Source organism: Butyricicoccus faecihominis, from assembly GCF_014648015.1.
Classification (GTDB): domain Bacteria; phylum Bacillota; class Clostridia; order Oscillospirales; family Butyricicoccaceae; genus Agathobaculum; species Agathobaculum butyriciproducens.
On the sequence record NZ_BMQH01000003.1, the window covers coordinates 142,999 to 168,203 of the forward strand.

Annotated in this window: 25 protein-coding genes; 21 read left to right on the top strand and 4 right to left on the bottom strand. The window is 55.4% G+C overall.

What is annotated here, in order from left to right:
- Positions 1 to 414: 414 nt before the first annotated feature.
- The gene (locus tag IEY11_RS15040) at positions 415 to 1,137 is read right to left on the bottom strand and encodes a 3D domain-containing protein (protein ID WP_279289179.1); all 723 of its coding nucleotides are present in this window, start codon (positions 1,135 to 1,137) and stop codon (positions 415 to 417) included.
- A 654-nt stretch (positions 1,138 to 1,791) separates the two neighbouring features.
- Between IEY11_RS15040 and IEY11_RS03990 the strand changes: the two genes are divergently transcribed.
- Complete coding sequence (locus tag IEY11_RS03990; RefSeq protein WP_110436586.1) at positions 1,792 to 3,450, top strand: ribonuclease J; 1,659 nt, start codon at positions 1,792 to 1,794, stop codon at positions 3,448 to 3,450.
- Between the two features lie 200 nt (positions 3,451 to 3,650).
- Here IEY11_RS03990 and IEY11_RS03995 read toward each other — a convergent pair whose 3' ends face one another.
- Positions 3,651 to 4,187 (bottom strand): hypothetical protein, encoded by a 537-nt coding sequence (locus IEY11_RS03995; protein WP_116704867.1) that lies wholly within the window; start codon positions 4,185 to 4,187, stop codon positions 3,651 to 3,653.
- A 38-nt stretch (positions 4,188 to 4,225) separates the two neighbouring features.
- Positions 4,226 to 5,218 carry a biotin--[acetyl-CoA-carboxylase] ligase gene (locus tag IEY11_RS04000; protein WP_194461859.1) on the bottom strand — a complete coding sequence of 331 codons (993 nt, stop codon included), beginning with the start codon at positions 5,216 to 5,218 and terminating at the stop codon, positions 4,226 to 4,228.
- Positions 5,219 to 5,326: 108 nt separating this feature from the next.
- Between IEY11_RS04000 and IEY11_RS04005 the strand changes: the two genes are divergently transcribed.
- The 3 genes from IEY11_RS04005 (at position 5,327) to IEY11_RS04015 (ending at position 8,947) form a co-directional block, all read left to right on the top strand.
- On the top strand, positions 5,327 to 6,124 hold the full coding sequence (locus tag IEY11_RS04005) for a YlmH family RNA-binding protein (RefSeq protein ID WP_188885851.1): 798 nt from the start codon (positions 5,327 to 5,329) through the stop codon (positions 6,122 to 6,124).
- Positions 6,125 to 6,370: 246 nt separating this feature from the next.
- Entirely contained in the window at positions 6,371 to 8,449 is a 2,079-nt protein-coding gene (locus tag IEY11_RS04010) for an S-layer homology domain-containing protein (RefSeq protein ID WP_188885852.1), read from the top strand.
- 24 nt (positions 8,450 to 8,473) lie between these two features.
- Entirely contained in the window at positions 8,474 to 8,947 is a 474-nt protein-coding gene (locus tag IEY11_RS04015; protein ID WP_188885853.1) for a hypothetical protein, read from the top strand.
- A gap of 60 nt (positions 8,948 to 9,007) precedes the next feature.
- On the opposite strand, the gene IEY11_RS04020 is transcribed toward IEY11_RS04015, so the two are convergent.
- Positions 9,008 to 10,318: an alpha-amylase family glycosyl hydrolase gene (locus IEY11_RS04020; protein WP_188885854.1), complete on the bottom strand. Its 1,311-nt coding sequence runs from the start codon at positions 10,316 to 10,318 to the stop codon at positions 9,008 to 9,010.
- 178 nt (positions 10,319 to 10,496) lie between these two features.
- On the opposite strand from IEY11_RS04020, the gene IEY11_RS04025 reads away from it, so the two are divergent.
- The 17 genes from IEY11_RS04025 (at position 10,497) to IEY11_RS15045 (ending at position 24,887) form a co-directional block, all read left to right on the top strand.
- Entirely contained in the window at positions 10,497 to 10,790 is a 294-nt protein-coding gene (locus IEY11_RS04025; RefSeq protein ID WP_188885855.1) for a hypothetical protein, read from the top strand.
- A 127-nt stretch (positions 10,791 to 10,917) separates the two neighbouring features.
- Positions 10,918 to 11,259 (top strand): 50S ribosomal protein L19, encoded by a 342-nt coding sequence (rplS, locus tag IEY11_RS04030; protein ID WP_110436593.1) that lies wholly within the window; start codon positions 10,918 to 10,920, stop codon positions 11,257 to 11,259.
- 125 nt (positions 11,260 to 11,384) lie between these two features.
- The gene (gene lepB, locus IEY11_RS04035; protein ID WP_110436594.1) at positions 11,385 to 11,951 is read left to right on the top strand and encodes a signal peptidase I; all 567 of its coding nucleotides are present in this window, start codon (positions 11,385 to 11,387) and stop codon (positions 11,949 to 11,951) included.
- 1 nt (position 11,952) lies between these two features.
- The gene (gene ylqF, locus IEY11_RS04040) at positions 11,953 to 12,810 is read left to right on the top strand and encodes a ribosome biogenesis GTPase YlqF (RefSeq protein ID WP_188885856.1); all 858 of its coding nucleotides are present in this window, start codon (positions 11,953 to 11,955) and stop codon (positions 12,808 to 12,810) included.
- A gap of 56 nt (positions 12,811 to 12,866) precedes the next feature.
- Complete coding sequence (locus tag IEY11_RS04045) at positions 12,867 to 13,484, top strand: ribonuclease HII (RefSeq protein ID WP_188885857.1); 618 nt, start codon at positions 12,867 to 12,869, stop codon at positions 13,482 to 13,484.
- Positions 13,481 to 13,831, top strand: coding sequence for a YraN family protein (locus tag IEY11_RS04050; RefSeq protein WP_188885858.1), 351 nt, complete (start codon positions 13,481 to 13,483; stop codon positions 13,829 to 13,831). The genes IEY11_RS04045 and IEY11_RS04050 overlap by 4 nt, the downstream gene beginning before the upstream one ends.
- Positions 13,832 to 13,833: 2 nt before the next feature.
- On the top strand, positions 13,834 to 14,796 hold the full coding sequence (locus IEY11_RS04055) for a dipeptidase (protein WP_188885859.1): 963 nt from the start codon (positions 13,834 to 13,836) through the stop codon (positions 14,794 to 14,796).
- A 100-nt stretch (positions 14,797 to 14,896) separates the two neighbouring features.
- On the top strand, positions 14,897 to 16,390 hold the full coding sequence (thrC, locus tag IEY11_RS04060) for a threonine synthase (protein WP_188885860.1): 1,494 nt from the start codon (positions 14,897 to 14,899) through the stop codon (positions 16,388 to 16,390).
- A complete protein-coding gene (locus IEY11_RS04065) occupies positions 16,390 to 17,091 on the top strand; it encodes a metallophosphoesterase (protein WP_116704875.1) in 702 nt (233 codons plus the stop codon). The genes thrC and IEY11_RS04065 overlap by 1 nt, the downstream gene beginning before the upstream one ends.
- A 78-nt stretch (positions 17,092 to 17,169) precedes the next feature.
- Complete coding sequence (gene tig / locus IEY11_RS04070) at positions 17,170 to 18,501, top strand: trigger factor (RefSeq protein WP_188885861.1); 1,332 nt, start codon at positions 17,170 to 17,172, stop codon at positions 18,499 to 18,501.
- A gap of 165 nt (positions 18,502 to 18,666) precedes the next feature.
- Positions 18,667 to 19,248: an ATP-dependent Clp endopeptidase proteolytic subunit ClpP gene (gene clpP, locus IEY11_RS04075; RefSeq protein ID WP_117490728.1), complete on the top strand. Its 582-nt coding sequence runs from the start codon at positions 18,667 to 18,669 to the stop codon at positions 19,246 to 19,248.
- A 54-nt stretch (positions 19,249 to 19,302) separates the two neighbouring features.
- Entirely contained in the window at positions 19,303 to 20,619 is a 1,317-nt protein-coding gene (clpX, locus tag IEY11_RS04080; protein WP_118480713.1) for an ATP-dependent Clp protease ATP-binding subunit ClpX, read from the top strand.
- A gap of 132 nt (positions 20,620 to 20,751) precedes the next feature.
- Positions 20,752 to 23,166 carry an endopeptidase La gene (gene lon, locus IEY11_RS04085; protein WP_188885862.1) on the top strand — a complete coding sequence of 805 codons (2,415 nt, stop codon included), beginning with the start codon at positions 20,752 to 20,754 and terminating at the stop codon, positions 23,164 to 23,166.
- 1 nt (position 23,167) lies between these two features.
- Positions 23,168 to 23,779 (top strand): ribosome biogenesis GTP-binding protein YihA/YsxC, encoded by a 612-nt coding sequence (gene yihA, locus IEY11_RS04090; RefSeq protein WP_243183947.1) that lies wholly within the window; start codon positions 23,168 to 23,170, stop codon positions 23,777 to 23,779.
- A complete protein-coding gene (locus IEY11_RS04095) occupies positions 23,780 to 24,172 on the top strand; it encodes a hypothetical protein (RefSeq protein WP_117490730.1) in 393 nt (130 codons plus the stop codon).
- 159 nt (positions 24,173 to 24,331) lie between these two features.
- Positions 24,332 to 24,655, top strand: a complete 324-nt coding sequence (locus IEY11_RS04100; RefSeq protein ID WP_110436606.1) for an SCP2 sterol-binding domain-containing protein — start codon at positions 24,332 to 24,334, stop codon at positions 24,653 to 24,655.
- Positions 24,656 to 24,761: 106 nt separating this feature from the next.
- A complete protein-coding gene (locus IEY11_RS15045) occupies positions 24,762 to 24,887 on the top strand; it encodes a hypothetical protein (protein WP_279289181.1) in 126 nt (41 codons plus the stop codon).
- The last annotated feature ends 318 nt before the right edge of the window (positions 24,888 to 25,205 follow it).

Consider the following 25,205-nt stretch of genomic DNA (forward strand, 5'->3'; position numbering starts at 1 on the left):
AATTCGCAGATGCCGTCTGTGGCCACCAGACCAACGAGTTGCGCGGCACAGGTATCTCTGGAGGACTCTCTCTTGCCCTTCAGGCAATTCACCGTTCTCTGATTTTCGCTGTGCTGAATAGGAAGGAGGGGACCTTGGTTCTCTTCTTCTTGTGCCCCTGCCGGTGAGGCAGGATTCTCTCGCTTCACAAGCGAAAACCCTAATTTCTGGAATGACAATGAAAAGCCGCTCAAACACGGCACAATCGACTTTGCAAATTTGCCGTATAGTTTTGAACCGATCCATCAAAAGTTCATCACACGCGATTCTGACGCGAAATACAAAACGAAAACCGATGCCATCCATGTCTGCAACCGCAAAACCGCTCAAACAGGCAGAAAAAAAGAGCCGTGCTTTCGCACAGCTCTTCAAAATTTACTTGAGCAGATATACGTTTGCGTACTGCACGCCAAGCTCGTTTGCACGCTCGTGGGTGCTTACTGCAATGTCGATCTTGTTGCCCTTGATCGCTCCGCCGGTGTCCTCAGCGATGAACACGCCGTAGCCCTCGATGAATACGCGGCTGCCGAGCGGAATGACGGACGGGTCAACTGCGATCGTGCGGCCTTCGGTCAGGGTGGTGCCGGTAGCAGTCAGTGCCTGATTGTTGCCGTTGCACGCAACGCACGGATCGTAGAAGGTCAGTTTATAATTGCCAAGCGCAGTGGCATTTGCCTTGATGGCATCGCTTGCCAGATACGTTGTGGAGTAAGCTACCGGACGGGCAGTGGCTGCACTTGCGACCAGCTGGTTGTAAGCGGTCTTGGTTGCAGCGGCCTTGATCTCGGCTTCCTTCTTAGCTGCTTCTTCAGCGGCCTTTTTGGCAGCCTCAGCCTTAGCCTTCTTAGCAGCTTCCTCCTGCGCCTTCTTGGCAGCATCCTGCTGTGCCTTGAGTGCGGAAGCCTTTGCCTTCGCCATAGCCTGCTGTGCGTTGGAGATTTCGGCAGAGGTGAGCACCGTGCCGACAGAATGGTTCAGAGTGGAAGAGAGTACCGCAGTCGGCTGATCCAGTGCAGCAGCGCCGAAGGTTGCCATCGAGCCTACCGTGAAGGTTGCCGCGAGGAACATGGCAGCATGCTTACGCAGAGAAATAGACATTTGTGTTACGCTCCTAAAAGTCAGGTGAAAACGCAGCGGGAACACTTCCCGCGCCATCGGAAAAACCGATGTTGTTTTCTGGGTTGTTACTGTTTTGTTTACGTTCTGTTTCCGAACTGTAACCAATCATACTGCATCCTCTCCAATTTGTCAAACGGTTTCATAGAATTTTGTGCATATTTCACAGAGTTCGTCGCTGGATTTCGTTAATCTGTATGGCATAATTGGGCGAAAAAACAGTTTTTTACGGTTAGCCGTGTAAAACGCACATCGGCGGCTTTGTTACAAACCGCAGGGACCGAAAAGAAAGTCTGCCCGGTTTGACCGGTCATTATGCAGGACACGCAGAATGGGTAAAACAGCGGGACACTGTGCATAAATAGTATATAGGTAGATTGGCTGTTTCGACGAAGCCGCGCAGAGCGCTTTGGTGACTGACTCTTTACAATTCTGCTGAGCTGTGGTATATTAAAAATAAGTGTTTGCAGTCCGTGCGGGAATGCGCTGTGCCATTTGCAGCGAAAACGGGCCGCATCCTTCACATGTGGATAAAGACAGACGGGATCGCATGGTCTGCCTTTTCAGAAAAGCGGAAACGACATCCGCGTACATATAATAAACAACAATCAGATAAAGGAAAGTGATAATACTATTATGAAGGAAAAATTGAAGATCATACCGCTCGGCGGCCTGAACGAGATCGGTAAGAACATGACGGTGATCGAGTACGGCAATGACATCGTAGTTATCGACTGCGGCGTTGCCTTTCCGGATGACGATATGCTGGGTGTTGACCTGGTCATTCCGGATACAACGTACCTCAAGCGCAACCTGAACAAGCTGCGCGGCTATGTGATCACCCACGGACATGAGGACCATATCGGCGCTATTCCGTATGTTCTGCGCGAGTGCAACGCACCGATCTACGCGACCCGACTGACCTGCGGCATCATCGAGACCAAGCTGTCCGAGCACAAGATGCCCCAGAAGGTCAAGATGAACCGCGTGCGCGCCGGTGATACGATTAAGCTCGGCTGCTTCAAGATCGAGTTTATCCACACCAACCACTCTATTGCGGATTCGGTTGCGCTGGCGATCACCACGCCGCTGGGCACCATCCTGCACACGGGCGACTTCAAGATCGACCTGACGCCGGTTTCCGGTGAGATGATCGACCTTGTCCGCATCGGTGAGCTGGGCAAGAAGGGACTGCTTGCGCTGATGAGCGACTCGACCAATGTCGAGCGTCCGGGCTACACGCCGAGTGAGAAAATCGTCGGCAAATCGCTCGAGAAATTTATCATGGAGAGCGACCAGCGCATCATCATTGCAACGTTCGCGTCCAATGTATCGCGTCTGCAGCAGATTCTCGACATTGCCGCCAAGGCAGGACGCAAGGTAGCCGTCTGCGGCCGAAGTATGGAGAAGATCTCCAAGGTTTCGATGGAGCTGGGTTATCTGAAGGATTCCGGCAAGGTCATGATCGACATTTCTGAGATCAAGCGCTACGCGCGCAGCCAGCTGATCATCGTATCCACCGGCTCTCAGGGTGAGACCATGTCCGCGCTGTACCGTATGGCGTACGGCAGCCACAAGCAGGTGGAGGTCAATTCCGGCGACCGTATCCTGATCGCAGCGTCTGCTATCCCGGGCAACGAGAAGTCGATCAACAACATGGTCAACGAGCTGTACAAGCAGGGCGCTGAGGTCATTTACGACCGTTCGGCAGCCATCCATGTTTCCGGCCATGCCTGCCAGGAGGATCTTAAGCTGATGCTCGGTCTGTGCAAGCCGAAGTACTTCATTCCCGTACACGGCGAGTATCGCATGCTCGTGCAGCATGCCGGTCTGGCACGCGAGATGGGTGTCAACCCGAAGAACATTCTCGTCAGTGAGATCGGCCGTCCGATCGAGATCAGCGAAAATTCGGCTCGTCTGGGCAATTCCGTGCCGGCCGGCCGTCTGCTGGTAGACGGTCTGGGCATCGGTGATGTCGGCACTGCCGTTCTGCGTGACCGCAAGCATCTGTCCGAGGACGGTCTGCTGGTTATCGTTGTCACGGTTGATGCAACGACCGGCGTTGTCATTGCGGGTCCGGATATCGTATCGCGCGGCTTCGTTTACGTCAAGGAAGCCGAGGCGCTCATGGAGGAGCTGCGTACCATTTCGCAGATGGCGCTCGACCGCTGCTCGGTAGAGAATCTGCGTGACTGGAACAGCCTGAAATCCGCCATCAAGGGCGATGTCAGTGATTACCTGTTCAAGAAGACCAAGCGCAGTCCGATGGTCCTGCCGATCATTATGGAAATCTAAATGTAAGCCAGATAAGAAAAGACACCGATTTTTTCGGTGTCTTTTTATTCCTTAACGGGAGAATAATGGAGAATTGAGAATGGAAAATGAACGTGCGGGTTAATTTATACGCATTATTGTTTCACATAACGCAATTTGAAATAAAAATGGAGAATGGAAAACTGTATCGTAATTCTCCATTCTCCATTTTCAATTCTCAATTACCCTTTATACATGCCGATCTTGCACAGCTCTTTGATCATATCCGGCACGGTCTGACCGGCGATCTCGAGGCGCTCTGCGGCGCCGGGTTTCTCCTCGGAGAAGGTATCCCATGCGGTGACAAGATGTCCGGTCGGCTCCATGCCGTATTTTTTCAGCAGGGGAACGAAACGCTTTGCAGTCTCGCTGTAAATGGACAGAACCTTGTACTTCTGTACGAAAAGCTCCTCCTCGGTGGTCAGAGAGCCAATGGCGAATGCCGAAAGACCGTCCTGATACAGCAGCTCGCCGTAGCCGTCTAAAATCATGGTCAGCTGCTTTTTCGTCATGCCGTCCAGATACCAGACCTCATCGCTTTCCGCATCCGGATGGATGGCGAGAAACAGCGGCTCGTCCAGCTCGGCGTAGAATGAATGCACAAAGTCGCTCAGCTTCTCGAAGCTGAGGTTTGCGGTGATGGTGTTGCCGTCCAGCTCGTACTGCTCGGACAGCTTTTCGGGGAACGGAACGGTCACGCCTGCAGCGGTTTGAAACATAGAAATATCTCCTTATATATAATGTATAAAAATGCGGTTTACAGTCGAATGCTGATCTCGCCCGAGGACAGGGCATTTACCTGTCCGTCCGCGGTTTTCACCAGCAGATGCGCATTCTCGTCCAGTCCGATGCACTCGGCTTCGTAGCGGCCTGCCGGACTGCTGACCGTTACCGGACGGCCGATGCAGCACAGCCGTTCGCGGTACTGCTCGAGCAACTCGGGTTTCTTGCCCTGATCGAGCAACGCGTACACGTCCTCGAAGTGGTTGAGGACAGCGGCTGCCAGTTCGGCTCTGCGGGGCGGCTTGCCGAAGTCGCTGATGGCACCCGCGACCGCCTGTACCTCCTCGGGCCACGCCGGATTGGGATGCAGATTGATGCCGATGCCGACCACAAGCGAGCTTACCGTGCCGGTTTCGCCCTCGATGGTCGCTTCCGTGAGGATGCCGCACAGCTTGCGTCCGTTCATCAGCACGTCGTTCACCCATTTGATCTGCGGCGTGAAGCCTGCGGTCTGCTCAATGGCGCGCACGACCGCGATCGCCGCCGAAATGGTGACGAACGACAGGTGCGACAGCGGCAGTGTCGGATGCAGCAGAATGGTCATGTACACGCCGGTGTCGGCAGGGGAGACGAATGTGCGGCCGAGCCGTCCGCGTCCGCCGGTCTGCTCCTCGGCAAACAGCGTGAAGCCGTGTCTGCGGCCGAGATACTGCTCCTTCATCGTCGTGTTGGACGAGGTAAGCGACGGCTCGACCAGGATTTCGCGTCCGATGACCGCGGTATCGAGCAGCGCGTTAATGCCTGCGGCGGTCAGGCTGTCATCATCCGAGGCCAGGCGATAGCCTTCTCCGGTCACGGCGTCAATGGCAAGGCCGCTCTCGCGCAGTGCGGCGATCGCCTTGTGCACCGCCGCACGGGATACGCCAAGCTGCTCGGCCAGCCGTCCGCCGGAAAGGCGGGTGCCTCGTGCCTGTTCGAGTGCCTGCAAAACGGCGTCCTTCACGGTCAATTTGATCATCTCCATCATTAAAATGCTAATCTCTATTGTAAACGAAAAAAGAAGATAGTACAATACTATCATGCAAAACAATAGGCGGCATAACGGAAAATCTATGCCGCAATGGAGGAAAATACCTTGAAGACCAAGCAAGAGATCCTGACCGCGCTTGCACACAGCGGCGACGATAAGCTGCTGCTGGCAGGACTGCTCGACAAGGAGCAGACGTGTGAGCAGCGCGGTTATCTGACCCATACCAAGTTCCTCGACCTCAAGCAGCGGGCGTTGTGCACGGATGCGGTGCGCCTTGCCGGAGCGACCGGTCATGCGCTGTTCTGGGGCGGCTATGAGGACGCGGAACGCGGGATCTATCTGTTTTATCCGGATTACATGGATGCCGAGAGCGCAAAGCTGTCCGCTCCGTTGGCGCTGCTGCGCGCCCGCAAGCGCAGGGAGGACACGCTCACGCACCGCGACTACCTCGGTTCGCTGATGGGTCTGCAGATCGATCGTTCGGTGGTCGGTGACATTCTCGTGCACGAGGAAGGCGCAGACATCATCGTGCTCGAGGATATGGCGGAGTTCATCCTCATGCACTTCGCCAAAGCGGGCCGCAAGCAGCTTTCGCTGACGCGCGAGGACCTCGGCGACCTGAAGCACGCGGCAGTCGAGGAAAAACGGGGGACCGGTTCGGTGGCGTCGCCCAGACTGGACAGCGTAGCCGCTCTGATCTTTGGTCTGCCGCGCAAGGACGCACAGGCGCGGATCGAGAAGGGACTGGTGTTCGTCAACAACACACCCTGCATGAAGCCGGAGCACCAGATCACGGAAGGCGACCGCCTGACCGTGCGCGGCGTCGGCCGTGCGCGCGTGGAAGCGTTCGGCGGCACAAGTCGTAAAGGGCGAATTTTCCTCGAATATGTCCGAAATGCGTAAATATTGGCAGAATGTGTCCGGCAAAGCCTGTTGTCAAGCGGGTTTGTCTATGTTATACTTTAGGCAATACCAAACGATTAAAGCTGCGGCGCTTTACGGAAATTTTGTGTCCTGATGTCGTTGTGATTTTTTGCAATACCTCGTATTGCTGCAAAACCACGCCTAATCAGTACGCAAAATTTGCTCGTAAATCGCTCTTGTTCAATCATTTGGTATTGCCTGTAACCCACATACGAGGTGTATCTTATGAAAAAACGCTTACTATCTGCTTTCCTGTGTGCAGCGATGCTGGCAACGATGATACCGGCAGCGTTTGCCTCCGATCTGGACGGACACTGGAGCAAAAACTTTATCGAATATCTGGATGATGAGGGCATCATCAATCCGAGTGCGACCACTGGCAAGTACGAGCCGGAGCGCAAGGTCACTCGTGCGGAGTTCATGCGCTATGTCAACCGTGCGTTTCACTTCACGGAGAAGGCAAGCATTTCGTACAGCGATGTGCAGTCCAACTCGTGGTACTACGACACGGTGCGCATTGCCGAGAAGTACGGCTACATTAACGGCACCGGCAACGGCAGGATGAATCCGGAGGGGTATGTCACCCGTGAGCAGGCGGCGGTTATCCTCGGACGGCTGTACAAGGCCAATCCGGGCAATGTAAAACCGGCAAACCTGTCGTTTAAGGATAAGGCGCAGGTTGCGGCGTGGTCGGCAGGCTACGTCAAGGCGGCTGTGGACAAGGGCATCATCACCGGCTACAAGGATAACACCTTCAAGCCGGCCAAGGTCATCACCCGTGCCGAGCTGGCGAAGATCCTGTACTATTACCTTGGAACCTCGCTTTCGACGGCCGGCAAAGCCTATACCGGCTCCGACCTCAAGAGCGATACCGCGAACGTCACCATCTCGGAAAGCTGCACGCTGTCCGACGCGACGATCGACGGCGATCTGTACCTGACCGAAGGTCTGGCCTCGGATGCGGTACAGCTGAATGACGTGTACGTCAAGGGTACGATCATCGTAGCCGGCGGCACGGTAACAATGACGAATACAATGAGCGACCACATCGTTGTGTCCTCGCCTATGGGTCGCCTGCTGCAGGTTACTGCGGCAGGCGCCGCTCGTTTTCCGAACACAGAGGTCCGCAGCACAGCGGTGCTCTACGAGAAAAAGCTGACCACCCCAGGCTATGAAGGCTTCGCGGATGTAAAAATAAACGGCGATAAGAAGGTTTCGCTGACGCTGGATGCGGATATCAATCATCTGGAGCTGGATACCGAATCCATGGTTTCCACCACCGCGAATGCGTCGGTCTACCGCATGACCGCCAGCAAGCCTGCGTCTGTCACCGGCTATGGCACGATTTATCAGGCGGAGATCAAGAGCAGCGGCGTGAGTTTTGCCAGCAGCGTGCGGGTCTCCGGCTACACGATCGCAAACGGCGTGACCGCCACCGCAGGCGGACAGACGCTCACGGGCAGCGTGACGGCGGCTGTTTCGCCGGAAAGCATAGCGGTCGATTTGAATAACCTCTCTGCACTGGGCAAAAATGTTGCGGTCACCGTGCCGAACGGTCTGAAAATTGAGAAAATCGAGAGTAACGGTGCAGTCCTCACCGCAGGCACGGACTATACGCAGACCTCGACCGGCGCCGCCATCAGCGCGGACTGGCTGGGCAGGCTGCCGCGCGGAAGTTACAAGCTGACGCTGACGCTCTCGGACGGCAAAACGGCGGCAATCGCCATTGCTGTTACCGATTCTTCGGTGAGCGAAAATGTGCAGAATGCGTCTTTTGACCGCTATTACAAGTCGGAGAACTACGCAGATGTACGCACGCGTCTGAGCGGCGCCAATACCTCGGAGGATATCCGGGATGTGGTGCTCGGTCTGTCGAGCATCGACTACACGTTCGATTCTTCGACGCGTTCGCTTATCCTGCCGCGCGGTGTGCTGGCACAGCTTCGAGCGGGCAGCTATACCATCAGCGTTGAACTGAAAAACGGCAAGACCGAGGCGTTCACCCTGACCGTGAGCGATTCCGCACCGACCGGCGAAAGCTGGGCGGTCGAGGAGTACAACACGTTCTCGCCGAGCGAACCGAAGTTCACGCTGCCGCTGACGCGCACAAGCCTGAAAAGCGTGACCGTGAACGGCGATACGCTGACCTCAAACAAGGACTACACGGTCAGCGGTCAGACGCTGACGCTGAAAAAGTCCGCGCTCGAGCGTTACCGCAAGGACGGTACGACTGTCGTATTCAGCGCCGATCTGGCGGACAGCACGACTTATGCCCTCGTTATCGACTATGTAAAGCGAAAGTAATTTCTTGTAAAGGAGCGTGATGAAATGAAAAAGGCAGCAGGCTTTATCGTTTTACTGATTTTCATGACGGGATTGATCGGCTGCAGTGGAAAAACGGTCAAGCTGGACTTGCCGTTTACAGCCGATGATGTGGAAAGTGCTGTAATGTATCATTTCGAGGGCGTTCCTATAGAGGCAGAGAAGAAAATCGTTACAGAAAAAGATGATATCAAAGCGCTGTACGAGCGGCTGGAAGGTCTGCCGCTCAAAGATAAGACGATAGATGATAGCGGTGACGGAGGAGATGTGACCAGTTTTCGGTTTCAGCTTTCGGACGGGACGAACTATGAACTGATTTACGTCTGCAGCGGCGTGAAAAACGGCTATCTGGCTTCGCAGACAGGCGGATTTCGCTATTTCACACGTGCGGATATCGGCGCCTGTTGGAATGACTTGAATCAAGAGCTTATGGCAGAACCTGCCGATCAGAGCGAACTGCCGGGATATGATCCGACATAAAGGCATAAAAACCCTCCGTATGAAACCATACGGAGGGTTTTCTCGATCTTACGGGCACGCTCAGCACTCACACTTCCAGAAGTAAGCCGAGTACGGCGGCAATTCGCTTCCACCGCCGAAGTCGTGCATTTCTCCGGTAATGAGGTCCACAGCACGGCCGCAGCGCGCGTCAAAGTGTGCGTGGTACGGCTGCTCGTCGATATTTACGGCAACGAGCACTCGTTCGCCGTCTGTCTCGCGCTCCCAGATGCACTGCTTGTTGGTGAGTACAAGCTGCTTAAAGCCGCCGTAGCAGAGCGCACGGCTTTCGCGGTGCGCCTTCGCCATTGCGGTGATGCGGGCGGTCAGGTCGTTCACGATCGGCTGCTCGAACGAGGGGCGCAGAGCGTCATCGCCGTCCTGCTTTTTGCCCTCGGCACCCCACTCGCTGCCGTAGTAGATGCACGGAATGCCGGGCATGCCGAACAGCAGCGCATAGATCAGCGGCAGATGCGCCGGATTCTGCAGGATGGACGCAACGCGCGTCACATCGTGGTTATCCACAAACGAAAGCAGGTGCTTGCCTTTATACAGCGTCCAGTTTTCCGGACCGAACTGGCGCAGCAGCGAATGCGTGATCTCGAACAGGTTGTAGCTGTTCATCGAGGAATACAGACCCTTGTAGCACTCGTAATTCGTGCAGGAGTGCAGCATGCCGTCTCCGACAAACTGGTTGTAATCGCCGTGGAGCAGTTCGCCGACGAGGAAAAAGTCGGGCGAGAGCGAGTCGCAGAAGCCGCGCAGCGCACGGATGAAATCCTTGTCGAGACAGTACGCCACGTCCAGCCGCAGACCGTCAATGCCGAATTCGTCCTTCCACTGGCGGATACACTCGAAAATGTGGTGCTGTACATCGGGGTGGCGCAGATTGAGCTTTACCAGCTCAAAATGACCTTCCCAGCCCTCGTACCAGAAGCCGTCATTGTAGTTTGAGTTGCCGTCAAAGGAGATGTGGAACCAGTCCTTGTAGGGGGAATCCCATTTTTTCTCCTGCACATCCTTGAACGCCCAGAAACCTCGTCCGACGTGATTGAATACGCCGTCCAGCACAACTTTGATGCCGTGCTCGTGCAGCGTTTTGCAGACAGCGGCGAAGTCCTCGTTGGTGCCGAGACGGCAGTCCACGCGGCGAAAATCGCGGGTGTCGTAGCCGTGGCTGTCGGACTCAAAAATCGGGGAGAAGTACACGGCATTGCAGCCGAGAGATGCAATATGCTCCGCCCAGTCGCTGACCTTGCGGATGCGCGGAACGGTCACGCTGTCGTTTACGCGCGGCGCACCGCAGAAGCCGATGGGATAGATCTGATAAAATACGCTTTCGTATGCCCACATGAAAAAACACTCCTTTACATCGGGTAGCATTTTCAGTATAATAAAAGTGAATAAGAAATGCAAGCGATTTGCGATAAAAATTATGCAAGATGGCAATAAAATGCGAAAAAATTCTTATGCTGCGGGATTGGGGATTTGTCTGCTTTTATGCGCTTGCAGTCAGCAAAAGCCGATTAGATTGCTTGCCGACGCAGAAATTGTGTCCACAGACAGCCGGAATCAAACAATCACTGTGCGGGATGCGGGAGAGACGACTGTATTCGGCGAGCATGGCACGGCAGACTGTTTGAAAGCAATGCTTTCTGCCTACAATTCCGACACCGGCAAAACGCAGGAAATCGGCTTTGAGGACCTGCAGGTGGGAGACTACGTTGTCATCGGCCTTTATGACAACGAGAAGGCGCAGGCGCAGACCGAGACCGTTCACGCCGAGTCTGTCGAGCGAATGAGACAAAAATCTGCGCAGGATTGAAAAAACACTTGCAATCCGCCACATGATATGATATTATAGTTGAGTAACAATGAACACGGGCATTCCTCTGCTCATTTATGGGTTTACGATGCGGCAAGAATGTCTAAGACGAAAGGAAGACTAAAAAATGGATCTCGTTAAAGTCCTGTCCGAGCAGCAGCTCAAGAGCGATCTGCCCACTCTGAAGATCGGCGACACCGTTAAGGTACACGCAAAGATCAAGGAGGGCAACCGCGAGCGTATTCAGGTATTCGAAGGCATCATCATTGCTAAGAAGCACGCTGGCGTAAACCAGACCGTAACCGTTCGCCGCATTTCTTACGGCGTAGGCGTAGAGAAGACCTTCCCGGTACATTCCCCGAACGTTGCTAAGTTCGAGGTTGTTCGCAGCGGTAAGGTTCGCCGTGCTAAGCTGTACTACCTGCGCGGCCGCGTAGGCAAGGCTGCCAAGATCGCAGAGAAGGTTTAATTCTAACATTACAACCGAACAAAAACGGGGAGCTTTTGCTCTCCGTTTTTTGTTTTCACTTGCGCATACGCTGTATTATCGCTATAATAATATTGTATGCTATCTTTTTGATGGAGGAAATCATAATGCAGCAAACCGAAAATAAAAAGAGTGAGGGACGCTTCTCGAGCGAGCTGTTCGGCTGGGGCGAATCCCTGATGGCGGTTCTGGTGTTCTTCGTGGTCGTATTCACGTTTTTCGTGCGCCTGATCGGCGTGGACGGCATGAGCATGTACCCGACCCTCGAGGATCACAGCATCATGCTGGTAAGCAACCTGAACTATACGCCCGAGCGCGGAGACGTTGTCGTGCTGCGCAAGGAGGGTTTTTACAACAATCAGCCGATCGTCAAGCGCATCATTGCGACCGGCGGCGATACGGTGGACATTGATCCTGTAACCGGCGACGTGAGCGTCAACGGCGAGGTCCTCGATGAGCCGTATATCAACGAAACGATCGACGTACTCGAGCATATGGGCGATCTGACCTATCCGCAGACCGTGCCGGAGGGCTGCGTGTTCGTCATGGGCGACAACCGCAACGCCTCTACCGACAGCCGCGACAGCCGTCTCGGCATGGTGGATGAGCGCTACATCCTCGGTCATGTGCAGAGCGTGGTTTTCCCAATCAGCGATTTTGGAACGGTGAAGTAATATGAATATTCAATGGTATCCCGGACATATGACAAAGACCCGCAGGCAGATGGCGGAGTATATCAAGCAGGTGGACGCGGTCTGTGAGGTCGTGGACGCACGCATTCCGCAGGTGTCCCGCAACCCGGATATGGATGAGATCGCGGCAGGCAAGCCGCGTATGATGATCCTTAACCGCATCGACCTGGCCGATCCGAACATGACGGCTGTCTGGGCGAAGCATTTCCGTGAGCAGGGCATGGCGGTCATCCAGACCGACAGCCGCAGCGGCAATGGCACGCAGGCGTTCTCCGGTGCGGTTCGCACGCTGCTGGCGGACAAGATCGCCCAGTGGAACGAGAAGGGTCTGGTCGGCAAGTCCGTCCGCGTGATGGTCGTCGGCATCCCGAATGTGGGCAAATCCACGTTCATCAACCGCATTCTCGGCAGAAAATCCGCCAAGGCGGCAGATCGTCCGGGCGTAACACGCGGCAGCCAGTGGTTCCGCGTGGAGAGCGGTATTGACCTGCTCGACACCCCGGGCATCCTGTGGCCCAAGTTCGACGATGAGCGCGTCGGCATTCTGCTGGCGTGCACGGGCGCGATCAAGGATGATATTCTGGATGTTGAGACGCTCGGCTGCAAGCTGATGGAGCTACTCGCCGAACAGGCGCCGCAGACCATCATCGACCGCTACAGCATCGCCATTCCGGAGGAGGAGTGCGATTTCCTCGGTTATGGGCTGCTGCAGCAGGCGGGCAGGCGCCGCGGTTTCCTGCTGCGCGGCGGTGAGATCGACACCGAGCGCATGGCGCGCATCCTGCTCGATGAGTTCCGCGGCGGTGTTCTCGGCCGCATTACGCTCGAGAAGCCGGAATAAACCAACATTTCGAGGGCGAACCGCAGTGTTCGCCCTTGGTTTTAGGAGAGACAAACATGACTTGGGAATACGAAGAAAAAGCATGGGCGAACGGCTACGGCTCGGTGTGCGGCGTGGATGAGGCCGGACGCGGTCCGGTCGCCGGACCGGTGTGCGCTGCCGCAGTTATCCTGCCCGCCGGAATCGTCATCGAGGGACTGAACGACTCGAAAAAGCTCAGCGAAAAGAAGCGAGAGAAGCTGTTCGATGAAATCACGGAAAACGCGCTTGCGTGGTCGGTTTCGCTCGTGGACGAGCGGGTGATTGACGAGATCAACATCCTGCAGGCGACTTACCGCGCGATGAAGCAGGCGGTGGACGGTCTGACACGCCCGGCGGATTTCGTCTATGTGGACGGCAACCGCTCACAGGGACTCGAGCAGCCGCACGAGTGCGTGGTTTCCGGCGATGCAAAAATCCCGTCTGTCGCGGCAGCGTCCATCATCGCCAAGGTAACGCGAGACCGCCTGATGCGCCGGTTCGCCGAGCAGTACCCGCAGTATGGCTTTGAAAAGCACAAGGGCTACGAGACTAAGGCGCACGATGAGGCACTGCTCGAACACGGTCCATGCCCGATTCACCGGATGACCTTCCTCAAGAAATTTTACGAAAAGCATCCGGATGCACCGCGATGAAGGGCGCGTGGGGAGAAAAAGCGGCTCGGCTGTACCTCGAAAAGCGCGGCTGGCACACGGCAGCGACGAATTTCCGCACCCGGTTCGGTGAGATTGACATTATTGCGGAGAACGCGCAGTATGTTATCTTTGCGGAGGTCAAGACGCGCAAAAACGCCCGCTACGGTCCGGCGTGCGAAGCCGTCACATCGGCCAAGCAGGCGAAGATCATCGCCGCTGCACAGGCATGGCTGCAGGAGCACCCGACCGAAAAGCAGCCGCGGTTTGACGTGATCGAGGTTTACGGCGAGGAAAACGCATCGGTTCCGCCGCGCATCAATCATCTGGAAAACGCCTTTGGAGGGTGAGTATGAAGCTGTTTGATCTGCACTGTGACACCATCTATGAGTGCTGCGAGACAGGAAAACACCTGCGGGAGAACGATTTACATATCAATTATGCAGCAGCGCACAGGTATCAGCCGTATGTGCAGTTTTTTGCGCTGTTCTGCGGTGCGAGACAGCCGTATTCGCCGGAAACGCGCGACTGTCTGCTCGATACGCCCGCCGATGAGCGGTTCGACCGCATGCTGACGACTGCCAGACGCGAGTTTGCCGCCAACGCCGACTGGCTGACGTTCTGCCGCTCGGCGGCGGATATTCGGGCGGCGGTGGAGGCGGGAAAGGCGGCGGCGCTGCTCTCTATCGAGGGCGCGGAGCTGCTGCCCGACCGGCCGGACGCGCTCGACTATGTTTACGACGCCGGTGTGCGTCTCATCACGCTGACGTGGAATTACCGCAGCCGCTACGGCTGCTCATCCGCCGTGGATCAGAACGAGGGTCTGACCGAGCTGGGCAAGCAGCTGGTCCGCGACTGCGGAGAGAAGGGGATAATCGTTGATGTATCTCATCTGTCCGACCGCGGCTTCCAGGATGTGTGCGAGGCAACCGACCGTCCGTTTGTTGCAACGCACAGCGATTCGCGGGTTCTGTGCCGCAACTCGCGCAACCTGACCGACGAGCAGTTCGCCGAGATTGCAAACCGCAGGGGATTGGTCGGCGTCAACCTGTACACGCCGTTCCTCGTGCGGCAGAGCGATTCGGTGATTGATGACGCCATCGACCACATCGAGCGCTTCATCGGCATGTACGGCGAGAAGGTGGTCGCGCTCGGCTGTGACTTTGACGGCTGCGATACCCTGCCGATCGGCATTGACGGTCTGGCGGATATGTACCGTCTGGCAGACCACATGTTGACGCTTGGCTACAAGCAGGAAACGGTCGATGGGCTGTTTTATGACAACGCATTCAACTTTATGCAGAAAATGTTGTGACAGGACGGCGGAATTTCCACGGAATTGCCTATTGCCCAAACATACATATTTGCTATACAATAGAAGGAGCAATCAAAACCACTGCGGAGGTTGTAAAAATATGGATTATGTAAGCACAAGAAATAAGGAGCGCAAGGTTTCCGCGGCATACGCCATCGCCAACGGTATCGCACCGGATGGCGGCCTGTACTGCCCGACCGCGTTTCCCGCGCTTACCGACGCGGATTGGAAAACGCTTGCGGAGAGCGATTACAAGGGCCGCTCGGCGCTCATTCTCGGCAAGTTTCTGACCGACTTCACGGCGGAGGAGCTGGCGGACTTTGCGTCCAAGGCCTACGCCGATGAGAAGTTCGGCGGCGCAGATACTGCACCGGTGGTAAAGCTGGGCGAGGGCAAGAATCTGCTCGAGCTGTGGCACGGTCCGACCTGCGCGTTCAAGGATATGGCGCTGCAGATGCTGCCGCACCTGCTCACCGCGTCCCTGCGCAAGACCGGCGAAACCCGTACCGCCTGCATTCTGGTCGCTACATCGGGTGACACCGGCAAGGCAGCGCTCGACGGCTTCCACGATGTACCGGGCACCAAGATCATGGTGTACTATCCGGTGGACGGCGTATCGCCTATGCAGAAGCTGCAGATGGTAACGCAGGAAGGCGGAAACGTCGAGGTCGTAGCCATCCACGGCAACTTTGACGATGCACAGAGCGCGGTAAAGCGCATCTTCACCGATGAGGATACCCGCGCAGCGCTCGACAAGGACGGCATGATGCTGTCCTCGGCAAACTCCATCAACTGGGGCCGTCTGGCGCCGCAGATCGCGTACTACGTTTCTGCGTACTGCGATATGGTTGCCGCAGGCACCATTGCACAGGGCGACAAGATCAACGTCTGCGTACCGACGGGCAACTTCGGCAACATCCTTGCGGCGTACATCGCCAAGAAGATGGGTCTGCCGGTCAATAAGTTCATCTGCGCGTCCAACCGCAACAACGTGCTGACCGACTTCTTCAAGAAGGGCGGCGAGTACAACCGCAACCGCGATTTCTTCACCACGACTTCTCCGTCGATGGACATCCTGATTTCGTCCAATCTCGAGCGTCTGCTGTTCTTCGCTTCCGACTTCAACGACAAGCTGGTTGCTGAGCTGATGAACAAACTGAACACCGAGGGCAGCTACAAGATAGCTGAGGACGTATTTGCCAAGATCGAGGCTGAGTTCGACGCAGGCTGCTGCGACGACAGCCATGCGGCTGATACCATCAACAAGCTGTGGAAGGACGAGAACTATCTGTGCGATACGCACACCGCAGTTGCCGTTCGTGTATACGAGGACTACCGCGCCCGCACCGGCGATGAAACGCCGACCGTGATCGCGTCCACCGCGTCTCCGTTCAAGTTCTGCCGCTCGGTTATCGAGGCGCTCGGCGGTACGCTCGAGAACGACGACGTTACCCAGCTGGAGGTGCTCTCTCAGCTGACGGGTGTACCGGCACCCGCTCCGCTTGCCGCTCTGGCAGGCAAGACGCCGCGCTTTGACCGCGTGGTAGACAAGGCCGACATTCTGTCCACCGTCGGTCTGCTCAAGGATCTGTAATGGCGCTTTATACGCTTGCCGATCTGCACCTTGCTGCCGATGTAGCCAAGCCGATGGATATTTTCGGCGGCCGGTGGCAGGGGCACACGGAAAAGATCATCAAAAACTGGCGTGCGCTTGTTGCGCCGGAGGACACCATTGTTTTGGGCGGGGATATTTCGTGGGGCATCAACCTTGCGGAAGCGAAAGGCGATTTTGCGCTGATCGACTCGCTGCCGGGCAAAAAGATCATTTTGAAGGGCAACCACGATCTGTGGTGGGAAACCGCCTCCAAAATGCACCGTTTCTTAGATGAAAACGGATTTACTACTATTGATTTTCTGCATAACAACTGTTTTTTCTATGAAAAGACTGCGCTGTGCGGCACACGCGGCTGGCCCTTTGAGGAGGACTTCGCCGACCCGCACAACGAGAAGATCTTCAAGCGCGAGCTGCTGCGGCTCGAGGCATCGCTGAAGCTCGGCGCTGCCGCAGACCCGGAGGAGATTCTCTGTTTCCTGCATTATCCGCCGCTTTATGCGTCCTACCGCTGCGGTGAGATCATCGAACTGCTGCATAAGTACGGTGTAAAGCGCTGCATTTACGGACATTTGCACGGGAAAAGCCTGAGTCATGCCGTAACAGGTGAGCAGGAAGGAATTGAATGGAAGCTCGTCTCCGGAGATTTTGTGGATTTTATCCCGATTTTTCTGAAAAAATAGAAAAAACTATGGAAATTCTCAAAATAATCTGGTAGAATGATTTAGATACAATCGAAAGTAAGTAAGGAGATTGGCAACATGGAACTGAAAAACACTGAAAAGCAGGAGCACAGCGTCGTTGCTCTGACTATCGAGATCACCAAGGCTGAGTTTGAAGCAGCTAAGGACAAGGCATTCAAGAAGACCGGCAAGAACATCACCGTTCCGGGCTTCCGCAAGGGCAAGGCACCGCGCAAGATGATCGAGAAGCTGTACGGCGAAGGCGTGTTCTTTGAAGAGGCTTTCAATATCATTTACCCGGACGCTATGGAAATGGCTGTTGAGAAGTCCGGCATCAAGCCGGTCGGCCGTGCAGACGTTGATCTGGGCGACCCGGCAGAAGAGGGCGGCCTGACCATCATCGCCAAGGTGCCGGTTGAGCCGGAAGTTGAGCTCGGCGAGTACAAGGGCATCGAGGTTGAGAAGGAGACCGTTAAGGTTCTGCAGGCTGACGTTAAGGCAGAGCTGAACCGCATGGCTCAGCGCAATGCCCGCACCGAGACCGTAGAGCGCAAGGCTAAGAAGAACGATACCGTTGACATCGACTTCGAGGGTTTTGTAGACGGCGTTCCGTTCGAGGGCGGCAAGGCTGAGCATCACGAGCTGACTCTGGGCTCCGGCGCATTCATCCCGGGCTTCGAGGATCAGCTGATCGGCTGCAAGGCCAGCGACGAGAAGGACGTAGTTGTTACCTTCCCGGAGGAGTACCACGCTAAGGAGCTGGCAGGCAAGGAAGCTACCTTCAAGTGCAAGGTGCACAAGGTTGAGGAGACCATCCTGCCGGAGATCGACGACGAGTTCGCAAAGGACGTTTCCGACACCTGCGAGACCCTTGACGATCTGAAGAAGGAGATCACCGAGCGCCTGAAGGCAGAGCGTCAGGAAGCTGCTGACAACGCTTTCGAGGAGAAGGTTCTGGACGCTGTAATCGACGGCATGAAGGCTGACATTCCGGCTGCTATGATCGACTCCCAGGTTGACACCATTGTACAGGACTTCGGCTACCGCCTGCAGATGCAGGGCATGGGCCTTGAGCAGTACCTCAAGATGACCGGCACTGAGATGGGTGCATTCCGCGCAATGTTCCAGAGCCAGGCAGAGCGTCAGGTGAAGACCCGTCTGGCACTGCAGAAGGTTGTAGAGCTGGAAGGCATTACTGTTTCCGACACGGAACTCGAGGAAGAGTATGCTAAGATGGCAGAGCAGTACAAGATGGAAGTCGAGAAGGTTAAGGCCATCGTATCCAAGGAAGCTCTGGAGGGCGATCTGAAGATCTCGAACGCGCTCGAGTTCATCAAGAAGAACGCCAAGGTTAAGAAGGCAGCAAAGAAGAAGGCTGCTGAGGAGACCACCGAGGAGACTGCAGAGTAATTTCTGCTGATTCCCCAAAGCGCGCAAACAACAGCAAACCAAACGCTTAGCGTTGGTTCATAAGAAAAGCGCGAGCGACGCTCGCGCTTTTTCACCTATATTCAAGGAGGACAAAATCTGCGCTTTTTCGCAGCTTATCCACCTTGCTGAAAGGAGTTTTCCCAAGTGAGTTTAGTCCCTATGGTCGTAGAGCAGACCGGTCGCGGTGAGCGTTCGTTTGATATTTACTCCCGTCTGTTGAATGACCGCATTATCATGCTGTGCGATGAAGTAAACGACACGACCGCTTCTCTGGTCGTGGCTCAGCTGCTTTATCTGGAAGCACAGGACCCGGATAAGGATATTTCGCTGTATATTAACAGCCCCGGCGGCTCCGTAACCGCAGGCATGGCGATTTACGACACCATGAACTATATCAAGTGCGATGTTTCGACCATCTGCATCGGCATGGCGGCTTCCATGGGCGCGTTCCTGCTGTCCTCGGGCGCCAAGGGCAAGCGCTACGCGCTGCCGAATGCCGAGATCATGATCCATCAGCCGTCCGCCGGCACGCAGGGTCAGATCACTGATATGGCGATCCACCTGAAGCGCCTTGAGATCATCAAGAAGCGCATGAACAAGATTCTGTCCGAAAATACCGGCAAGCCGGTTGAGACCGTGACGGCTGACTGCGAGCGCGATAACTTCATGACCGCAGACGAGGCTGTTGCATACGGCCTGATCGACAAGGTATTCGATAAGCACTAAGGCAATTCTGCATTGTCGTAATTGTAATTTTTTTTCGTAGTATAGAGGTGGCATATGCCAAGTTATGATGATGGAAAAGAACTGAAATGCTCGTTCTGCGGCAAGCCGCAGAGCCGCGTGCGCAAGCTGATCGCAGGACCGAACGTGTATATCTGCGATGAGTGTATCGGCGTATGCACCAGCATTCTGGATGACGAGCTGGATCTCATGCCGGAGTACGAGCCGCAGAGCCATGCACTCGTAAAGCCCGAGCACCTGCCGACGCCGCAGGAGCTGAAAAAGGTGCTCGATGAGTACGTTATCGGTCAGGATCGTGCGAAGATTGCCCTTTCGGTTGCGGTTTACAACCACTACAAGCGCATCTACCATCCGGAAACCGAGGTAGAGCTGCAGAAGTCCAACATCCTGATGCTGGGTCCGTCCGGCTCGGGCAAGACGCTGCTGGCACAGACGCTGGCCAAGACTCTGCAGGTTCCGTTCGCGATCGCGGATGCGACCACGCTGACCGAGGCCGGTTACGTCGGTGAGGATGTCGAGAACATCCTGCTGCGACTGATTCAGGCGGCGGACTTTGATGTGGAGCTGGCAGAGCACGGCATTATCTATGTCGATGAGATCGACAAGATTGCCCGCAAGAGCGAAAACCCGTCCATCACCCGCGATGTTTCGGGTGAGGGCGTACAGCAGGCACTGCTGAAAATGCTCGAGGGCACGGTTGCCAACGTACCGCCGCAGGGCGGACGCAAGCATCCGCATCAGGAGTTCATTCAGATCGACACGACCAATATTCTGTTTATCTGCGGCGGTGCATTTGACGGTATCGAGGGTATCATCCAGAAGCGCACCGGTAAGCAGGGTATGGGCTTCGGTTCTGAGGTAAAGGGAAAGGAAGACGAGCAGACCGACCGTCTGCTGGCCAAGATCGAGCCGCATGACCTGATGAAGTTCGGCCTGATCCCCGAGCTGATCGGTCGTCTGCCGGCCATCGTTTCGCTCGATACGCTGGATAAGGACGCACTCGTCCGCATCCTGCAGGAGCCGAAGAACGCACTGGTCAAGCAGTACGAAACGCTGTTCGCAATGGACGGCGTAGAGCTGAAGTTCCAGCCGGAGGCGCTGGAGCGTGTGGCTGAGGTCGCACTCGAACGCAAAACGGGTGCCCGCGGTCTGCGCGGCGTGCTGGAGAACGTGATGACCGATATCATGTTCCGCATTCCGTCCGACGAGACCGTCTGCCGCGTGGAGATCACGCCGGGCGTTGTGGACGGTACCGGTGAGCCGGTTGTCGAGCACGGCGAACGCACGGCTGTTCCGGCGGAAAAGAAGCCGCCGAAAAAGGCTTCGCGCAGAAAGCCGACCAAGAGCGCATAATCAATCAAAATCAATACGGGCGGGGAACGAGATTCCCGCCCGTATTTTTAACGTTCAACGCCTTTACAAACCCCGGAAGATATACTATACTGAAACTAATAGACAATTTTCCGTGCAAGGAGAAACGAATATATGACAGAGCTTAACGGAATCGTCCTTAGCCGCCTGCCGGTGCTGCCGCTGCGCGGACTGACGGCGTTCCCTAATATGATTGTCCACTTTGATGTGGGCAGAATGATGTCGATTCGCGCACTGGAAGCGGCAATGAAGAATGGACAGACCATCTTCCTGACCGCACAGCGCGAACTGAAAACCGATACGCCGACGCCGAGCGACCTGTACCAGATCGGCACGATCTGCCAGATTCGCCAGATCCTGCGTCTGCCGGGCGACAATATCCGCGTGCTGGTCGAGGGCAAGACCCGTGCGCTCGCGCACAACTTTATCGCCGCCGAGAAGGACGAGGACTGCATGTATGCCGAGGTTGAGGAACTCGAGGACTACGTTTACGGCGTGACCGAACGCCGCGCGCAGGCACTCGTGCGCACCGCGCAGGAGCGCTTCAGCGAGTACGCACAGTATGCGTCCCGCCTGTCGCCCGATGTGGAGCTGACCGTAGCCGAGGGCGGCGATCCGGGCTATCTGGCAGACTATATCGCCCAGAATATTCCGGTCGATGTGGCAGCCAAGCAGGAGATCCTCGAAGAACTTGGCATTACCCGCCGTCTGGTGATGGTGATCCGCATGCTCGGTGAGGAGACCGAGGTCCTCAAGATCGAAAACGAGATTCAGGACGAACTCAAGACCCAGATCGACAAAAACCAGAAGGAATACTACCTGCGCGAGCAGATCAAGGTCATTCAGACCGAACTCGGCGAGCAGGACGTAGCCGCAGAAGCGGAAAGCTACCGCGCGCGTGTGCTCGACCTCAAGCTGCCGAAGGAGTGCGAGGACAAGCTCATCCGTGAGGTGGACCGCTTTGCCAAGCTGAGCGGCTCGACGGCCGAGCAGGGTGTCGTGCGTACTTATCTGGATACCGTGCTCGACCTGCCGTGGAATAAGAAGAGCGAGGAACGTCATGATCTGGCGGAAGCACAGGCGATCCTCGACCGCGACCACTATGGCATGGAGAAGGTCAAGGAACGCATTATGGAGTTCCTTGCCGTCAAGAGCCTTGCGCCCGACCTCAAGGGACAGGTGCTGTGTCTGGTCGGCCCTCCGGGTGTCGGCAAGACCTCGATTGCCAAGTCCGTTGCAGAGGCCATGGGCCGCAATTACACGCGCATGAGCCTCGGCGGTGTGCGTGACGAGGCGGATATCCGCGGTCACCGCAAGACCTACATCGGCGCGATGCCGGGCCGTATTATGGATGCGCTGCGCCGTGCCGGTACGTCCAACCCGCTCATCCTGCTCGACGAGATCGACAAGATGGGCAACGACTTCCGCGGCGATCCGGCATCGGCGATGCTCGAAGTGCTGGACACCGAGCAGAATGTTGCCTTCCGCGATCACTACATCGAACTGCCGTTTGATCTGTCCGACGTGGTGTTCCTGACGACTGCGAACGATCTTTCGACCGTTCCGCGTCCGCTGCTCGACCGTATGGAGGTTATCGAGCTGCCGTCCTACACGGCGGAGGAAAAGCGCCTGATCGCACGCCGTCATCTGCTGTCCAAGCAGATGAAAAAGCACGGCCTGAGCGAAAATCAGCTGATCGTGGACGATGGAACGCTTGATGCGATCATCAGCGGCTACACCCGCGAAGCAGGCGTGCGCCGCCTTGAGCAGGTGCTGGCGAAGCTGTGCCGCAAGGCGGCAAAGCATATCGCGGATGGCGACGAAAGCCTGACGGCTACCAAGGAGAATCTCGAGGAGCTGCTCGGCACGGCGACCTTCAAGGACGATCTGGTCAGCAAGAAGGACGAGGTCGGCATTGTAAACGGTCTCGCGTGGACGAGTGTCGGCGGTGAAATGCTTGAGGTTGAGGTGGCGGTCGTGCCGGGCACCGGCAAGATCGAAATCACCGGCAACCTCGGCACGGTCATGCAGGAGAGCGCAAAGGCGGCTGTGACGTTCGTGCGCTCCAAGGCAGAGGCACTGAACATCGACCCAATGTTCTACAAGGACAACGATCTGCACATTCACTTCCCGGAGGCAGCGATTCCGAAGGACGGCCCGTCCGCAGGCGTGACGATCACCACGGCGCTGATTTCGGCCTTGACCGGCGCGCCGGTTCGTCACGAGGTTGCCATGACCGGCGAGGTAACGCTGCGCGGCCGCGTGCTGCCGATCGGCGGTCTGCGCGAGAAAACCATGGCGGCGTACCGCGCGGGTATCAAGACCGTGTGCATTCCGAAGGACAACGAGAGCGATTTGAAGGACATCGTGCCGGTCGTTCGGGAAAACATCAACTTTGTCATTGCGGAGCACATGGACACGGTGGTGGAGACCGCGATTGACTTTTCGCGCCGTCCCAAGCAGAAAAAACGCAAGTCCGCACCGGTAAAGCGTGCAGCGGACACGGCATCGACAACGGTGGTACAATAATATGGAAATGAAGAAACCGAATTTGCATAACGCGGAATTTCTGCGCTCGGCGGTCAAGGAAAGCGATTTTCCGCATGACCCGCTGCCTCAGATCGTGTTTGCGGGCAAATCCAACGTGGGCAAAAGCTCGGTCATCAACAAGCTGCTGAACCGCAAGAACTTTGCGCGTGTCAGCGCACAGCCGGGCAAGACCATTCACATCAACTATTTCACGATCGACAAGGCAATGTATCTGGTCGATCTTCCGGGCTACGGCTACGCGCGCGTTTCCAAGGCCGAACAGCAGCGGTGGGGTGCTCTGATGGAGACCTACTTTGCAATGGATCTGCTGACGCTGGGTATCCAGATCGTGGACATTCGTCACAAGCCGACGCGCGACGATATGACGATGGCGGAGTGGTTCCGCGCATCCGGTAAGCCGTGGGTGATTATCGCCAACAAGCTGGATAAGATCAAGAAGAGCCAGCTTGAGGGCAATATCGCGGAGATCCGTCAGACGCTGCTGCTGCCGGAGGAAGTGCCGGTCATTCCGTTCTCGGCAGAGAAGGGATTCGGTCGTGATGAGGTGCTCGGCCTGATTTTCGAGCACGTTTGCGGAAAGGAAGAGGCATAAATGGATTTTTTCCGCCGTTTTATGGCAGGCCGCTACGGCAGCGACCCGCTCAATAACGCACTGCTCATTCTCGGCATTGCGCTCATTATCGTAGCGCGCATTCTCGGCTGGGCGTGGATGAACGTATTTATTCTCGCACTGCTGTGCCTGTGCTATTTCCGCATGTTCTCGCGCAATATTCAGGCACGGTATGCGGAGAATGAAAAGTTTATGAGATGGTGGCGTCCGGTATCGAACAGGATTCGCGGTGCACAGGGCCGTTTCGCCGACCGTAAGACACACTGCTATTTCAAGTGCCCGGAGTGCGGTCAGCGCCTGCGCGTGCCAAAGGGCAAGGGAAAGATTATGATTACCTGCCCGCATTGTCACACCAAATTCGACCGAAAGACCTGAAATTAACTGTTGATTACTGTTCAATTTACAAAGCGGCTGTGCATTAAAAATTGCACAGCCGCTTTGTTACGGTTTCACGGCTAAATCACCAAAATTATCCTTGCTTTTTCTTGCATGTGTTGTATAATGAAGATAGAAAATAGAGCAGGGGTGAGTCCGATGGATATTGATCAGCTGATTGGAAAGTTTTACAACAGATTAAAGAAGGCAGATATTGCCGGCACGGAAGGCAAGGTTGCGGTGCAGTTTAATCTTACGGGCAAGATTACGGGTGTATTCTACATCGAAATTCTGAACGGCAATGTGTCCGTTATGCCGTATGAGTATATTGATCACGATGCAATCGTTTCCGGTTCGATGACGAATCTGGAGAAGATGCTTACCGGCAAGCTGGTTCCGCAGGTTGCTATCGCTGAGGGTAAGATCAAGGTGGAAGGCAACGTGGATAAGGTTATGCTGCTGGCAGAACTGATGAAGAAATGATGCAAAGCTGCATAGAGGAAGACCCGCCGTACTTTCAGGCGGGTCTTTTATGTAAAAGCAGTCGGAGCGGTACATGCTGTAGTTATACAAGGAGAAATGCTCAAAAATGAATAAAAAACAGAAAAAAGCCAAACTGATACTGGATATTATTGCGTGCGCGCTGTCAGCGGTCAGCGCAGGACTGTCGATTGCGGCTTTTGTAATTAGTCTTGTGAGGAGAAACGAGAAATAAATGTCGGATGGGGACGAAAAAACTCTTGACATTTGATCTGGGATTTGGTATTCTATTAAAGCTGTCTCTCAGAGACAAGCGCAAAACCGAAAAGTTTGATTTAGAACGGCTTGATTCTTCAAAAAAGAATTTGAAAAAAGTTCTTGACAAACGCTTCAGGTTTTGATATACTAAATAAGCTGTTAATGATCAGTTAAGAACAACGAAAAGTTGCGAAAACTCTTTGAAAACAGCAGATTGTACCTTGTAAATTAAACAACGATGTGCTTAAACTTTTGTTCAAAAGAACGAAGGTTGTAGTGCGAACCTGAAATTTCG